Here is a 15,918-nt window from a genome sequence, read left to right on the forward strand (position 1 = left end):
GCATGCCCCGAAGCCCCGCCCGCCGCCTCACCGCGGCTGATGCGCTGATCCTGGTCAACGGCGTGTCGACGTTCGGCTCCGGCCTGGTCTATCCGTACACCGCGCTCTACCTGTCCGGGATGCCCGCGATGGGGACGGCCGGTGTCAGCGTCTTCTACGGCGGCGCCGCCGCGGCCAACCTGACGACCGCCGCGGTCCTCGCGACCGGCCGGATCAAGCCGCCACCCGCGCTTCTCGGACTCGCCGGCACGCTGATGCTCGCCGTGGGCTTCCTGGGGACCGCCGCCGCGGGCTCCCTGGCCACTCTGTTGGCAGCCGTCCCGTTCATCGGCTGCGGCCAGGGCTGTCTGCTCGTCGCCATGGTGCCGGTGCTCAACTCCCTGACGCCGCAGGAGCAGCGGCGATCGGTCTTCGCCCGCCGCTACCGCGCGATCAACGTCGGCCTCGGGCTCGGGGCCGTTGTCGCCGGCCTGACCACCGGCTTCTTCGCCACCTCGGCCGTGCCGTGGCTGTTCGTCTGCAACGCGCTGAGCTATCTGCCGCTCACCTATGCCTTCCACCGTGTCCGGGCGCGGGAGCGCCGCGAGGCAGCCGGAGCCACGGGCGCCGAGCGAGCGGCACAGTTCACAAGGCCCGAGGCCAAGGAGCGGTGGAGCGCAGCCGGTGGGCGCTGGAAGTGGCTCGGGGCCGCCGGCGCGTTCGCGGTCCTGTTCCAACTCGGCGCCTACCTCTTCGGGCACAGCCAGTTCGAGGCGACGGCTCCGCTCGTCGCCGTCCAGTTGATGGGCATCGGCCTCGGCACGGTCTCCGCACTGCTGCTCGTGAACACCGCCGTGGTGGCTCTCGGACAGACCTGGGTGACCCGCCTGCTGAGCAGGCGCGACGAGGCGTACGGGCTCCGGGTGGCCGTGGTGCTGTGGACCACCGCCTACGCCGTGGGCGCGGCGTCGGCCTTCGGTCCGCTCCCCGTTCGCTACGCGGGACTCCTGCTCTTCGCCGTCGTCTTCGCGATCGGCGAGTGCGCCTACTCCTGCTCGTTCCACCCCTGGCTGATCGACTCGGTGCGGCCGCAGGACGTCACCCGCGTCTCCGCGCTGGCCGGCGGCGCGATGGGCATCGGCACGGCCGCGGGCCCTTCCATCGGTGCCGCCCTCACGCTCACCGGTGAGGCCACCGCGGTCTGGCTGAGCCTTGCCTCGTTCTGCCTGCTGTTGCTGCTCACCCTCGGTCGGCGGCGCGCTGCGACGAAGGGGCCCGCCGCCGACGACACACCCGAACAGACACCCGTGCCACACACAGGGGAAACGACATGACGGACACACTGCTGCTGGTCGGCGCGGGCATCATGGGACGAGGCTACGTCGCCGCCGCCCACGATCTCGGTCTGAGCACCGTGCTGCTCGACGACGAGACCTGGCGCGAGCAGCACGAGAGCCGCGTCACGCACTTCGAGGCCCCCACGGGCAGTACCGAAACGCATTGGCTCCAAGCCGCGTTGGAGGCAGCCGACCGTCACCGCCCGCAGGGCGTCGTGCCCTTCGCCGAACAGCACGTTCTGGCCGCCGCCCGGGTGCAGGAGCGGCTCGGGCTGCCCGGACCCTCCCTCGCCGCCGCCGAGGCCAGTCGCAACAAGGCAGTTCAGCGCGCTCTCTTCGCGCACGCCGGACTCCCCCAGCCCGACCACGCCGTCGTCGACGGTGCCGACCAGGCCGCCGCATGGAGCCGCGGCCGCTACCCGGTGGTCGTCAAGCCGCTGCGCGGCATGGGCAGCGCCGGAGTCCGCTGCGTCGCGAGCGAGGACGCGCTCCGCGCAGACCTGGCCCGCCGGGACGTGGGCCAGCTGGTGCTGATCGAGGAGTACCTCGACGCGCCCGAATACAGTTGGGAAGGGCTGGTCGAGGACGGCGAGGTGATCTTCCAGAACCACACCCGCAAGGTCACCACCGGACCGCCCGAGTTCGTCGAACTCCAGCACCAGCTGCCGTATCTCCCCGCCGACCGGGATCGCATCGACCGGCAGACGGCCGCACTGGTGGCCGCTGCCGGCATCCGTACCGGCATCGTGCACCTGGAGTACCGCGACGACGGCAGCGTGCTCCGGCCGATGGAGTTCGCCGTGCGCACCCCCGGGGACCACATCATGGAACTGATGTGCCGGGCGTACGGGCATGACTTCTTCCGCAGCGTCATCGAGCTGTCCCTCGGCAGGACCGTCAGCCTTCCCGCCGCACGCCCTCGCACCGCGGGCGTGCTGTTCCTGCCCGCGCCGCGCCCGGGCCGCATCGTGTCCGTGGACGGCACCCAGGAGGCGGCGGACCGTCCCGAGGTGCTCAGGGTCGGGCAGAAGAAGCACGCCGGCGACATCGTCGCCGGCCTCCACTCGTCCGGTGACCGGGTCGCCCACGTGCTGCTCCTCGCCGACAGCCCCGCCGACGTGGACGCCGCTGCCGAGGCCGTGCGCCGGCAGATCGACATCCGCATGGAGCCGGACGACACGTCCCCCGCACAGCCGTCCGCCCCGGACACCGAGCCGCCCCGGATCGCCCATGACGGACCCACGGTCGTGCTCTGCAAGTGGCGCGCCGACATGGTCCGGGCGTTGCTCGCCGCCACCCCGCACCTCTACCTCGTGCTCGACGAGGCCGAGGCGGCCCGCGCCGCGGCGTCCCCCGAACTGACCGGCGCGGCCCGCGCCGTCTACCGCGTCGGCAGCATCGACTCCGTCGAAGAGATGACCGGCGTCGCCGTGGACCTCGCCGTGCGCGGCGTCCAGGTCGACCAGGTGCTCTGCTTCTCCGAGGACGGCCAGCTCGGCGCCGCCCAGCTGCGCACCCTGCTAGGCCGCGGCGGCGCGAGCGCGGCGATGCAGGCGGCCGTCCGCGACAAGCGGATGATGAAGCACCTCGTGGCCGCCGCCGGCGTTCCGGTCGCGGAGTGGGCCTCCCTGCCCGTCGGCGCCACCTTCGCCGAGGGTGACGGCCTCCCCGATGTGGGATTCCCCGCCGTCGTGAAACCGGCGTTCGGCTTCGGCACCATGAGCACCGCCCGGGTCGAGAACGCGGCGGAGATCGCCGCAGTCCTGCGCGACCTGCCGAAGCCCGAGCGGCTCAGCTCCGGACACCTCATCGTCGAACGCTTCGTGCACGGCCGTGAACTGCACATCGACGCACTGTGGTGGGCGGGCAAACCGCTCTTCCTGACCGTGAGCGCGTACTACGTGCCCCGGCTCGACCACGTGGCCACGGCCGGCGACGAGCACGGCGCCCCGCGCACCCGCGACGGCTCGTACATCCTCCCACGCGAGGACCACCCCGAGCTCTACGAACGCCTCCTCCAGATGCACACCACCGTCAACGAGGCACTGGGCATCGAGACCGCCGTCACCCACCTGGAGGTGTTCGAGACCCCCACAGGGGAGCTGGTCTTCTCGGAGATCGCCACCCGCATCGGCGGCGGCTGGATCCCCGACATGCTCACCACGCACCTCGGACACAGCGTGCACGATGCTGTTGCCAACGGACTCCTGTACGGACACGTCGAAGAGGCGGTGCCCCCGCGCCGGCACATCGGGGCTCTGCACCTGCGACCCTCCCGCGCCGGAACCATCACCGCCATGCCGACGGACGAGCAGATCACGGCCGTCGACGGTGTGCTCGGCTGGCGCAGCATGAAGAAGACCGGGGACTCGGTCGGTTTCTCCCATGCCATGGACTGGTGCCTGCTGGTCGTCGTGGGGGCGGAAACGGCCGAGGAGTTCGAGGCGCTCCTCGATCGCGTCGAGTCCGACCTCGCCATTGAGGTGGAGTGACCGTGCCCGAGCCCTCCCCGCGCCCCGTCGTCCTCTTCGTCGGGCTGCGCAAGAACCCGCTCGAACACCGCACCGCCTTCGAAGCCGCACACCGCAACGGCTTCTCCGTGGCGCTCCTCGCGGCCCGGCCGCCGGCGGGACTGCCGCAGGCACTGCTCGCCGAGGTGCGCGCGGTCGACCCGCACGACACCGACGCCTTCGACGCGGCGGTGGACGGCGTCGCCGCCGCGCACACCGTCGTCGGCGTCGTCACCTGGTCCGACGCCGGCGTCGAACCGGCGGCCCGCGCCGCCCGGCGCCTCGGCCTGCCTGGCATCGATCCCGCCGCGGCCCGCCTCGCCCGCAACAAGTACCTCATGCGCCATGCCCTCGCGGACCGGCCGCACCTGATACCCCGCTTCGCCCGGGTACGGACCTGGCAGGACGCCGTGCGGTCGTTGGACGACATCGGACTCCCGGCCGTGCTGAAACCCGCTGCCGGCAGCGGCAGCAAGGGCATCTTCCTGCTGCGGGACGAACGGGAACTGCGGCCCGCCTTCGACGAGCTGACCCGCCTCACCGGCACGGACGGCGACAGCATCTTCCGCCACGACCGCGGCGATCTCGTTCTCGAGGAGCTGCTGCGCGGCAGTGAGCACAGCGTCGAGGGCTTCGTGCACCGCGGCGAGGTGACCGTCTGCGGAATCACCGACAAGACCACCACCGAGCCCTTCCGCCTGGAACTCGCCCACCTGCACCCCAGCACCCTGCCCGGCGCCGCGCGCTCCGCCGTGCATGCGCTCACGCGCGAGGCCGTCCTCGCCCTCGGCTTCGACGACTGCGCCTTCCACCTGGAGTGCATGTACGACCCCGGGGCAGGTGCCCGCCTGATCGAAGTCGCCGCCCGCGCCGGCGGCGACTTCATCGGCTCCCATCTCGTCGGGCTGGCAACCGGGGTCCCCTTCCACGAGAACGTGATCCGGGTCGCCACCGGCCGGGCACCGCGCCTGCCCGATCAGCCGCCGCTGCGCGCCGGCCTGCGGAAGATCATGGCCCCGGTGGCAGGGAAGCTTGTGCGGGTCGACGGCGTCGACACCGCGCTCGGCGTCACCGGCGTCCAGCACGTCGTGCTCGACCGCACGCCGGGTACGACCATCAGGCTCCCGCCCGAGCACTTCTCCTCCAGTGCCGTCGGCGCGGTGATCGCCACTGGCGACACCGCCGTCTCCGTCGAGCGCGCCCTCGGCGCCGCGGTGGACGCGGTCCGGGTGGAGATCGCCCCTGCCGAGTGAGCGTCTTCGAAGGCGGCTCCACCGGAACCCCGGTTCGGATCGTCTCCGAGCCCGGGTTCTGTAGTTTCGGAGTCGGACACCGACCCTCGCGTGTGACGCGCCGTCCTCCCGGGAGGCCCGCGTGTCATCCGTCACGATCTGATCGCGGAGCAGCCATGGCGGGGCCTCATGTTCTGGTTCCGGGGCCTTCTCGGGCGCCCGTTGGGGAGCGCGTCTGGTACGCGTCCTACGGGTCCAACATGCACATCGCCCGCCTGCACTACTACCTCGTGGGCGGGCGGCCGCCCGGGGCCGCACGGGCTTATCCGGGATGCCGGGACACGAGCGGGCCCTTGCGGTCCGTGCCCGTTGTGCTGCCCGGGGCCGTGTACTTCGCCACGGAGTCGCCGGTCTGGACGGGTGGTCGAGGGTTCTACGATCCGTCGGCGGAAGGGCTCGCCTGGGCGCGGGCGCACCTCATCACGGTCCAGCAGTTCTCCGACATCGCGGCACAGGAGATGTACCGGGAACCCGGTGCGGACCTCGACCTGAGCGAAGCCGTGCGTCTCGGTCGTTCGCGTCTCGGTGCAGGGCGTTACGAGACCCTGGTGTGCCCGGGCACGCTCGACGGGATTCCGGTGCTCACGTTCACGGCGCCGTGGCGGGTGCACGATGTGGCGCTGCGGCGGCCCTCCGCTGCGTACGTGCAGCACCTCGCCGCGGGGCTTGCCGAGTCCGGGGCGTGGAGTGCCGGCGACATCGCCGCGTACCTGGCCACCTGCCCCGGTGCCGCCGGGCACTGGACCGCCGGCGACATCGCAGCGCTGGTCGACCCGGACTGACGGCCGTTCAGCGGCGCAGCGTTGCCGTGAAGCTCCTGCCGTACGCCTGGTGGGTCGTGATCTCGATGCGGGTGCCGCCGGGGACGGGGCGGACGTGGACCCCCTCGTCCGCCGACACCGGGCGAAGCGTGCGGCCGTGGAGCGTCAGGGTGATCGTCCGGCGCCGCGTCGTCGGGTCGGAGACCGCCAGCGCCGTCGTGCCGTCCGGGGTTCTGCGCAGGAGCGCCGAGGCCGGGCCGTCGATCGTCAGGCGTTCCACGGAGTGCGTGCCCGGGGTGAAGGTGTTCGCCGCGACGAGGCCCAGGTGTGCGTGTCTGACCGCCTGGGCGCGAGGCGTGTTGGTCAGGACCGTCACCGGGCCCCGAGCGTAGGAGGCGAGGCGGCGGGCGGTGGCGTGCGGGACGAGGGCGTAGGCCGTCGCCGTGGGCGGGGCGCCGGGGGCCTGGTCGATCGAGAGGCTGAAGACCTGCTTGGTCACCTGGGTGTCCGGGTTGGACTGGCGGACGACCCGGCGACTGCGTGTGACGGTGTCCAGGGAGGCGGTGGGTGGCGGGCCCGAAAGGAAGACGTAACCGATCACCGTGTTCCTGGTGGTGTCGGCGTAGCGCAGCCAGGCCAGCGGCGCCGTGCCGGTGCCCGACCAGGGGCTGCCGTCGCGCAGGGCGCCGGTGAGGGCGACCGTGGCCGACGGCGCGGCGATCCGGGTGTCGAGGGTGGTCGTCACGGCCCGGCCCGCCGGGTCGCCCACGCCCGCCGCGAGCACCACGATCTCGTCGTCGAGCAGGAACCACGACTTCGTGGCGCGGGCGCTCGCGTAGGCCACGAAGTCGTCGGGGAGCGTGCCGGCCTGTTGCGCGGTGTACGGGACGTCGTCGGCCAGCACCAGGCCGGCCGCGCCGTAGGCGCCGAGGCGGGCGCCGCCGGAGAAGGCGTTGGTGGCGCGGGGGAAGTACACGTAGGTGTTCTGCGACTCGGACGACGAGGTGAAGCCGCGCGACGGGTTGTCGTACCAGAGGCCGCCGTAGAGCTCGGGGACGGTGCCGCGCGCCTCCACGGGGGCGGTGACGCCGGCGAGGCGGTAGGGCGAGACAGTGGTGTAGTGGTCGACGCCGTACGCCTGGGTCTGGTCCTCACCGGAGAGGTAGAGGTAGTGGGCTCCGTCGCCGTGGAACCAGGGCATGAGGTTCTCGCCGCTCATGTACTCGTATTTGCTGACGCGTTCGGAGCTGCGGGCCAGGGCGAAGGCGTAGCCCGGGCGGCGGTGGACGGTCCTGTCCATCGCGTTGAAGGCGACGTGGTGCGCGGCGGGGGTGAGGTCCTTCGCCAGGACCGGCGAGGCGAGGATGTCCGCGTAGCGGGCGATGCTGACCGGGGAGACGAACGCCGCCGGATCGGGCGGGGACTTCGCGGTGTCGCGCACGAACTTGACGTACGCCATGAGGGAGTCGGCGTCGGTCACGTACGAGGAGAGGTCGACGACCGCCTCGACGACCGTGGCGACGTCCGCGTAGCCCGTCGTGGTCCGCGAGACCCCGCGGCCCTTCACGATCTCCATCATCCAGCCCTCGAAGATCACCGGAGCGAAGCCGTCGGTGACCCAGCGCCGGACGGTTTCGGTGAGGTCGTGGCCGGGTGCGTGGGCCGTGCCGTCGAGGATCTTGACGGTCTGGACGACGCGGGTGAGCAGGCCCTTGCCGTACGAGCCCGTGTAGGCGACGGAGGCATGCTGGATGAAGGAACCGTCCGCGTAGAACCCGTCGGTGACACCGTGCCGCAGGTCGTACGGGTCGATCGTCGCGAACACGGTCAGCTGGTCGGTCACGGCCTTGCCGATGCGGGCGTCGTCGCCGAGGACGGCGCCCTGGAGGATCCGGTTGGTCGTGATGTCGGCCAGGTTGGCGCCGGTGTGGAAGCGGGAGTCGAGGTCGACGTCGCCGTCCTTGCCGTTGCGCAGATAGGCGTCCATCGAGGCGACGCAGGCCGCCGGGAAGTCGGGGCGGTGGGCGGCCAGTTCGTCCCTGAGCAGGACGAGGATCCTGCTCAGGTGGGTGGACATGCCGATCTCCCAGTTGAACCAGTTGCCGTAGTAGCCCTTCGACTGGTCGCCGTGGTACGTGTCGTGGAGGTGGGCGAGCGCGTCGACGACGCGGCGTTCGACCGTCCCGTTCCCGCGCAGGTCGGAGGCGGCGCGGCCGGGGGTGCGGGTGGCGAGGGCGATCTCGTACAGGTACTGGAACGACCGGGTGAGGTTCGCGTCGTTCGCCCCGAGCGGGACGCCCTTGAAGAGCTCGCCCGGCCCGGCGTCGTCCATCGCGGTGAGCCGGGCGCGGGCGGTCGACTCGATGGCCGCGAGCTTGGGCGCGACCTCCGGCCGGGCGTTGGACTCGGTCGTCCCGGCGAACACGGCGATGGTGTTGCGGAGCAGGGCGGCGTGGTCGGATGCGCCGGCGGCGTTCGGGGGCGCGGTGTTCGTGGTGGCGGCGTTCGTGGAGGTGGTGAGGGGCGCGGCCGACGCGGGAGGCTGCCCGGCGGCCGGTACGGCCACCGCGGGCAACAGGGACAACAGGGTGCGACGCGAGAGATGCACCTGGGCTCCAGGGTCTGACGGGCAGCCGGGAAAGCGCTTGCGGCGCATCCAAGCAATGGCGGCCACCCCTGTCAACGGGCAGGGACGGCTCCCTGTCCGGGGCGAGGAAGTGACCCCCGTGCAGGGCAGGGGCGACTCCCTGTCCACGGTAGCCGCCCGACGCTCGACGTGTGCCCCGAGTCCGGCCCCGCCCGGCTCTCCTGCCGCGGGCTGAGGAGATCTTCGAGGAGAACACCCGGCTGCCGGCCAACCCCCTCGCCTCACCCGAGGACATCGAGGAGTTGGACGGCTGGACCCTGCACCGGCTCCACCACAGTGCCCTCACCCACGACGCCGAGGGCGACACCTCCACCCCGATGCTGCTGGCCCGCTCCCGCCCACGCCTCCGTCCGCTCCCGCCACGCCTCCGTCCGCTCCCTGGAGCGGTACGCCCGCCCCGGCGTCGACGCGGTCGCCCGGCACGTCGCAGAGCGTGACCCTGCTGCTCGCCGCCGTCGCTGAACATCCGAAACCTACCGGCGGGTTACTTGCTCCCTGGTGTCCGAGCTGGAACTACGGGGCCTGTCCCGTAGGAAATAGGGGATGAGGGCAGCCGGCATCCCCTACGGCCCCGAGGAGGGTTTCCCCCTTTGCGGCCCGGGGGGTCGCTCCATGTCCCAGCGGAGCGGCCGACGGGCATGATCCATCCATGACTTCGCGGCGAACGAATATCCAGATTCTGGCTGGTGCGGCGGTCCTCGGCAGTGTGTCCGCCCTGGTGGCTCCGGGTCTCGGCGGCGGCCGGCTCCCACAGTGAGCGGGCACAAGGCGGGGCCGTCGTCTCCGTCGAGCAAGCGGCCGACCTCACAGCGGAGGAAGTGGCCGGGGAGCTCCAGGGAAAGATCGACTCGTCCCAGGTCCGCTATGGCGTGACCGCCTATCGGGTCACCTACCGCACCACTGACAGCGCGGGCGCCCCCACGATCGCGAGCCAGCTCGTCGTCCTGCCCAAGGGCGGGGCGCGCCACCTGTCCACCGTCTCCTGGCTGCACGGCACCACCGTCTATCGCAAGGACGTCGCCTCGGAGAATCCGAAGTCGAACGACCGGCTCGTCGCTCTGCTGTTCGCCTCGACCGGGCGGGCCGTTTCGGCTCCCGACTACGTGGGCCTCGGCTCGGGCGAAGGCTTCCACCCCTACGGTGACCCTCGGGCCACCGTCGCGGCCTCGGTGGACGGCCTGCGCGCGGCCCGGACCTTCGCCCACCACAACGGCCGGGAGCTGAAGCGGAAGGTTCAGGTCAGCGGGTTCTCGCAGGGCGGCCCCGCGACCATGCTGGTAGGCCGGGCGCTTCAGCAGGAGGGCGCCGACCGTTACTTTCGGCTGGGGGCACTCGCCCCGGTCAGCGGCCCCTACAACCTCTCGGCCTTCGAGGCCGCCGCGGCCGACGACAAGATCGCCAAATCCGGTATATACCTCGCCTACTTCGTCACCGCCTGGAACAAGACGTACGGCCTCTACACGTCACCCGGCGACCTCTTCCGCTCCCCCTACGACAGCAAGGTGGAGGGTCTCTTCGACGGCCATCACACCGCCGGGCAGAACGTCAGCGAACTCCCGGCGGCCTCCAAGGACCTGTTCACCGAGGACTTCCTGAACAAGATCCGCAAGCCCGACGGTGTCCTGAAGGACAAGCTGCGCCCGATGGACAACACGTGCGACTGGCGGCCGAACGTACCGGTGGAGATCTTCCACGGCCGGGGCGACAAGGATGTCGACTTCAGTCACGCGATGTACTGCGCCGACCAGTTGACGAGGAACGGCGCCGCACGCCGGCTGACCGACGTCGGCGACCACGACCACAACGGATCGGTGCGGCAAGCCCTGCCCCGGATCGTCAGGTTCTTCGACGAGTCGGCGAAGACCGACTGAAGCGCGCCACCGGCAACGGCTGGGAGCAGAGGATGTACGCGCAGCGGCGCGCCGTTGGCTCTGATGCGGTGGCTCTGATGCGGACCGCGGACAATCCGCCCGCACCGCTGCCCCGCAGAAGTCCGCTCGCCGGCGGGACGGAACGGACGAGAGCCCCGGCACCCGAAGTGACCCGGGGCTCTCTCTGTCCGCGAATCCGGCCGCGGCGGCGACACTCCCCCGAGTGTGGCTTCCCCACGCCGAGCACCAGCGGGCCGGATCCGATGAACTTATCCAAACAGGCCACTCCAACAGATCGCTAACATGGGCCAGCGCTCACGGACGGGTGGCTACGGGGGAGGAAGACGATGCGGTTCCGCCTGCTCGGCGCGCCGGCCGTGCACGACGCCGCGGGCGAGCCGCAGCATCTCGGCAGTGCCAAGCTCCGCACATTGCTCGCCACCTTGCTGCTGCGCCCGAACAAGGTGGTGCCCGTCGACGAGTTGAAGGCCGCACTGTGGGGCGACGAACCGCCCGCGTCCGCCCACGCGTCCCTGCACAACCATGTGACCCGACTGCGCCGCATTCTCGCCGAGGAGGGCCGCCTGCGAGCCGTGGCGCCCGGATATGTGCTGAGGGTCGCGCCCGGCGAGCTGGACACAGAGGTGTTCGAGGAGCGGGTGCGCACGGCGCGCGCCGCGTGCGGCCGCGGCGACTGGGCCGTGGTGGTGGCCGCCGCGCGGGACGGACTCGCGCTGTGGCGGGGCAGCCCGCTGGCCGGGGTGTTCGGCCCTGACGAGGCCGAACCCGCGCTGGCGCAGCGGCTGCGGGAGTCGCGGCTGCTGCTGCTGGAGTGGCGCTACGACGCCGAGCTGGCTCTCGGCCGGCACGACGCTCTGGGGCCCGAACTGGCGGCGCTGGTCGCCGAGTACCCGCTGCGTGAGACGTTCCACCGGCAGCTGATGCTGGCGCTGCACCGCACGGGCCGGCAGGCCGAGGCGCTCGACGTCTACCGCTCGCTGCGCCGCACGCTCGTGGAGGAGCTGGGCATCGACCCCGGGCCCGCGGTGCGGGAGGCGCACGAGGAGGTGCTCCGCGGCCCGATCACGAAGCCGCAGCCCCCACCGCCCCAGGTGCCCCAGCGGCGGCCACCGGCGCAACTACCGCCGCGACCCGCGTACTTCACCGGGCGCGAGGAGACCGTCGCCCGTCTGCGCACCGCGCTGACAGCGGGTGGTGCCGTCGCCGTCGTCTCCGGAATGGCCGGGGTCGGCAAGTCCGCGCTGGCCGCTCATGTCGCGCACACGCTCAGCGGGGAGTTCCCCGACGGGCAGCTGTACCTCAATCTGTACGGTGCCACCCCCGGCATGACCCCGCTGGAGGCACCCAAGGCCGTCGCCGCGCTGCTTCGGGACCTGGGCGTCGACCCGCGTCAGGTACCGGACGCGCTCGACGCGGCGACCGCGCTGCTGCGCTCGGTGCTCGCCCCCACCCGCACGCTCCTCGTGCTCGACGACGCCGCGTCCGCCGCGCAGGTGCGGCCGCTGCTGCCGGCGGGGGCGGGCTGCGCGGTCGTGATCACCAGCCGTTCCTCGCTGACCGCGCTGGACGGCGCCGAGCGTCTCCCTCTCGCGCCGCTGAGCGAGAGTGACAGCGAGCAGCTGGTGCGCGCGGTCTCGGGTCGTGGCCCGGGCGAGCGGCTGGAGCGGCTGGTCGAGCTGTGCGGGCGGCTGCCGCTGGCGCTGCGGGTCGTCGGCGCCCGGCTCGCCGCCCGCAGCGCGCTCACCCCGGATGTGCTCGCCGGCCTGCTGGACGCGGAGACCGGGCGGCTCGACCATCTCGACTACGACGATCTGAGCGTGCGCGGCTCGCTCGCCGTGGCCCATGACGGCCTCGACCGGGACGCCGCTCTCGCGCTGCGCAGGATGGGCGCGGTGGATCTGCCCGAGTACGGCGTCGCCGCCGTGGCCCGGTTGATGGAGAGCGACGAGCCGCGGGCGGCGGCGGCACTGGACCGGCTGGTCGAGGTGGCGCTGGTGCAGGAGGTGTCGTACGGCCGGTTCGTGCCGCACGACCTCGTGCGGGACTACGCCCGTGAGCTGGCCGAACGGGAGGGCGGCAGGGAGGCCGCGGTTGAGCGCGTGCTGCGCTGGTACGGCGAGCGGGCGCGGCAGGCTGCGCTGACGCTGTCCCCGGTGGGCTCCGACACCGAGCTGCGGCTGCCCGATCCGATTGGTGAGGCGGAACCTTTCCCCTGCGGTGACACGGCGCTGGCCTGGTGCGACGCCGAAGTCGTGAACGCGGTGGCGCTGACCGAGCGGTACGCGTTCGCCTCCCGGGCCGTGCCCCTCCTCGTCCGCGCGTGGTCGATCCTGCTGCGGCACCGCGGCCGGCTCCAGGAACTCGCCGTCGTGGGCCGTATCGCTCTCGACGCGGCCCGCGCCCATGGCGACGCCGAGTCGGAGGCGAACGCACTGAGCGATCTGGCCGGGCTGCATTTCCTCAGCGGCCGGCCGGACCGGGCCCTGCCGCTCAACGAGGAGGCGCTCACCGCCTGGCGCGAACTCGGCAACGAGCGCCGTATGCAGCGCAGTCTCAGCAACCATGGGCTGCTGCTGGAGGCGCTGGGGCGGTACGAAGAGGCGGCCGAGGTCCTGCGGGAGAGCCTGGAACTCGTCCACCGCTTCGACGACGCGTACTCCGAGGGAGTCGTCCTCATCGCGCTCGGCAACCTCTACGAGCACACCGACGCCCGCGCCGCCATCGGCTACCACGAGCGAGCCCTGGAGATCGGGATGCGGCTCGGCGGCGACGTACTCGTCCAGACCTCCCACTGCAACATCGGCTACGCGTATCTCACGCTCGGCGAACCGGCCGACGCGCTGCGCCACTTCGAGGAGTGCCTGCGCATCCTCGGCGACGACGGGCCCTGGCACGGCCAGTCGCAGGGCCGGCTGGGAATCGTCCGGGCCCTGCGGGGGCTCGGACGCGACGAGGCGGCGGCGGTGGAGTGCACGCGACTGCTGGAGAGCGCCGGCGCGCGGGGCGACGCCCAGATGGTGGGCCTGGCCCGGCACCAGCAGGGGCTGCTGCTGCGGTCGGCGGGGCGCGTCGGGGAGGCGCGGGAACAGTGGCGGGCCGCCGTGCGGACGCTGGAGGCGTTCGACGGCGCGCACGAGAAGACACTCGCCGAACTGCGCGAACTGCTGCGTCCGGCCGCGCCGGAGTCCGACGGTACGTCCCCAGCACCCGTACCCGGGGTGGCTGTCCCGCAGGGCGAGGCGCCCGCGCACGGGGCGCCGGTCCCGCAGGCCGATGGGACGTCGTCGGCGCCCGCGCACGGGGCGCCGGTCCCGCAGGCCGATGGGACGTCGTCGGCGCCCGCAATCCGGCCGCGTGTCCCGCGGCCCGACCACCGGTTCGCCGACGGGGCCTGACTCGGCGATGCGCTGCATCGCACCGGCGCCGGCATCCTGCCCGCCGACCGGCCGGCCCTCGTCGAGGGCGGAGTGAACCGCGGCCGCCGCAAGGTGGCCGTGCGCCGCGCCGCGGTGGCCGGCGGGGCGTTGGCGCTGGTGACGGTGGGCCTGCCCGGACATATGCGACCGGTGTGCTCGGTGAGCGTGACGGCGGGAAGGGATCGGTCGCCTCCGCGGGGGAGATCCCCCACCTGGCGGTCGAGAAGACCGACGGCGCGGTCACCGCCGAAGAGATGATCGACGTGCTCAAGGCGCTGCTGCCGAAGGGCGACGTCGTCCACGAGGGCGGCCGCGGCAGCAGCAAGGTCGGGCCCTCGATGCCGTACGCCGCGGTCGTCTTCGACGACGGGAAGGGCAAGGCGCAGATCTCGCTCAGCCTGAACACCGTCGGGCCGGACGGTGAAATGGCGGACGACTACGTCACCTGCCCCTCCGAGGCGCTCGTCGACCAGGACTCCTGCACGGCCGAGACCCTCGCGGACGGCTCCCGGTTCATGCTGATCAGGGGTTTCGTGTACGGCAGGGGGGAGGGCGCGAAGCAGTGGCGGGCGACCATGGTCACCCCCCAGGGCGTCCTCGTCGACGCCAGTGAGTACGACTCCCCGGTCGAGAAGGGCGGCGAGATCACCCGGTCTGCGCCGCCGCTCACCGCCGAGCAGATGAAGTCCCTGGTCACGGATGCCTCCTGGCAGCCGCTGACGGAGGAGTTCCGTGCCGAGGCGCGCAATCCTCCGGCGGCGGACACACGACCCGGCGAGCCGTCCGGCGAGGACGTCACCAAGACGCTCACCCAGCTGCTGCCGAAGGGCATGGAGGTCACGGACAGGGGCGGTGACGTGGGGTACGGCTACGTCGTCGTCGACGACGGCAAGGGCCGGAGCTTCATCCAGATCAATGTGCAGCCGGGCATGAGTGATCTGGCCTCGCGCTTCACCGACGCGTCCGAGCTGCCGGACGGCACGCGGGTGCTGGAGAGCCAGGAAGCCGATCCGGACGCCAAGGGCGGTGCGGGGACCGTGGGCTGGACCGTCGACACGCTGCGGCCGGACGGGTTCCGGGTCGTGATCCCGGCGTTCAACGCGCCCGGCCAGGGGCAGGACGCGAGCCGCGAGCGGCCCGCGCTGACGATGGACCAGCTGAGGGCCGTCGCACTCGACAAGAAGTGGCCCACGCTGGGGGGATCTCGCCCGGGGCCCGGGGCCGGGGCCCGGAGGCCGGGGGTTTCGGCCCGGGCACAGGGCATATGACAAGGTCGGGCGGCCGTGCTTGTCGGCCACTCGCCGCCCCCGGCACAGTCCTGCACATCACAGCACCGCCGATTCCGTGGGCGGGCCGGGGACTGATCGAAAGGTCACCCGGGAGCCGAATGCTCCTCGCCAACGCGCCTTCGTCCACAGTATGTTGATCGTTCGTCACCAATTGTGGTCAGCGGAGTCCCGGCCGCCCCCCAGCGGGCAGCCGGGCTCCGGTACGTCCGGCGACGCCGGGTGTCCACGGGGAAGAGAACATGATGCGGATGGAAGAGAGCAGGGTCCGGCTGCCGCTCAACGAGGCGGCGTGGATCCGCGCCGTACGGACGGACCCGGTCGTCGAGGCGCTTGGGTCGGTGGGGTACGACGTGTCCGTCGACGCGCTGGACGCCGACGCCGGACCGGCGCCCGACTGGGCCGTCGGCGAGGGAGAGGACGGGCGCGAGGACGGTCTCGGTTTGCGGCTGGGTCTCGGCTACCGGATCGGCGGCACCCTGCTGTGCACCGCGCGGATCTGGCTGCCGCAGGCGGTCTCCGTGCCGCAGGACCCGGCCCTGTGGCCGCTGCGCCGCTGGGACGAGCCGCTCCAGCTGGTCGACGACCTGCGCTGCCGGATGCCGTACGCACAGGAGCGGGCCCGGTTCGGGCTGCACGGCAGGGAGCAGGTGCCGGTGCTCGAACTGGAGCGCACCGGGGTGACGCTCACGGGCCGGATCACCGACCAGATGCTGCTTGTGCTGCCGGCCGACCGGGTCGTGCTGGGCCAGGGTGCGCTGCGCAGGCGCCGCAGCACGGTGCCGGTGGCTTGACGGC

At 72.3% G+C, this 15,918-nt stretch carries 10 protein-coding genes; 9 read left to right on the plus strand and 1 reads right to left on the minus strand.

Going from position 1 to position 15,918, the window contains the following annotated elements; all coding sequences use genetic code 11:
* Positions 1-2: 2 nt before the first annotated feature.
* The 4 genes from ACH5AF_RS29700 to ACH5AF_RS29715 all read left to right on the plus strand — a co-directional run bounded on the left by ACH5AF_RS29700 (position 3) and on the right by ACH5AF_RS29715 (position 5,900).
* On the plus strand, positions 3-1,313 hold the full coding sequence (locus ACH5AF_RS29700) for an MFS transporter (RefSeq protein WP_398906046.1): 1,311 nt from the start codon (positions 3-5) through the stop codon (positions 1,311-1,313).
* On the plus strand, positions 1,310-3,808 hold the full coding sequence (locus tag ACH5AF_RS29705) for an ATP-grasp domain-containing protein (protein ID WP_398905848.1): 2,499 nt from the start codon (positions 1,310-1,312) through the stop codon (positions 3,806-3,808). The genes ACH5AF_RS29700 and ACH5AF_RS29705 overlap by 4 nt, the downstream gene beginning before the upstream one ends.
* Positions 3,809-3,810: 2 nt before the next feature.
* The gene (locus ACH5AF_RS29710; protein ID WP_398905850.1) at positions 3,811-5,079 is read left to right on the plus strand and encodes an ATP-grasp domain-containing protein; all 1,269 of its coding nucleotides are present in this window, start codon (positions 3,811-3,813) and stop codon (positions 5,077-5,079) included.
* A 239-nt stretch (positions 5,080-5,318) separates the two neighbouring features.
* A complete protein-coding gene (locus ACH5AF_RS29715; protein ID WP_398905852.1) occupies positions 5,319-5,900 on the plus strand; it encodes a histone deacetylase in 582 nt (193 codons plus the stop codon).
* 7 nt (positions 5,901-5,907) lie between these two features.
* Here ACH5AF_RS29715 and ACH5AF_RS29720 read toward each other — a convergent pair whose 3' ends face one another.
* Entirely contained in the window at positions 5,908-8,487 is a 2,580-nt protein-coding gene (locus ACH5AF_RS29720; protein WP_398905854.1) for a polysaccharide lyase family 8 super-sandwich domain-containing protein, read from the minus strand.
* A gap of 170 nt (positions 8,488-8,657) precedes the next feature.
* Between ACH5AF_RS29720 and ACH5AF_RS29725 the strand changes: the two genes are divergently transcribed.
* The 5 genes from ACH5AF_RS29725 to ACH5AF_RS29745 all read left to right on the plus strand — a co-directional run bounded on the left by ACH5AF_RS29725 (position 8,658) and on the right by ACH5AF_RS29745 (position 15,914).
* A complete protein-coding gene (locus ACH5AF_RS29725) occupies positions 8,658-8,963 on the plus strand; it encodes a hypothetical protein (protein ID WP_398905856.1) in 306 nt (101 codons plus the stop codon).
* Between the two features lie 249 nt (positions 8,964-9,212).
* Positions 9,213-10,397: a lipase family protein gene (locus ACH5AF_RS29730; protein WP_398905858.1), complete on the plus strand. Its 1,185-nt coding sequence runs from the start codon at positions 9,213-9,215 to the stop codon at positions 10,395-10,397.
* Positions 10,398-10,744: 347 nt separating this feature from the next.
* On the plus strand, positions 10,745-13,813 hold the full coding sequence (locus tag ACH5AF_RS29735; protein WP_398905861.1) for a BTAD domain-containing putative transcriptional regulator: 3,069 nt from the start codon (positions 10,745-10,747) through the stop codon (positions 13,811-13,813).
* A 173-nt stretch (positions 13,814-13,986) separates the two neighbouring features.
* On the plus strand, positions 13,987-15,102 hold the full coding sequence (locus tag ACH5AF_RS29740) for a hypothetical protein (protein ID WP_398905863.1): 1,116 nt from the start codon (positions 13,987-13,989) through the stop codon (positions 15,100-15,102).
* A gap of 269 nt (positions 15,103-15,371) precedes the next feature.
* Complete coding sequence (locus ACH5AF_RS29745) at positions 15,372-15,914, plus strand: hypothetical protein (RefSeq protein WP_398905865.1); 543 nt, start codon at positions 15,372-15,374, stop codon at positions 15,912-15,914.
* Positions 15,915-15,918: the final 4 nt, after the last annotated feature.

The organism is Streptomyces sp. NPDC018833 (assembly GCF_044390825.1).
Taxonomy (GTDB): domain Bacteria; phylum Actinomycetota; class Actinomycetes; order Streptomycetales; family Streptomycetaceae; genus Streptomyces.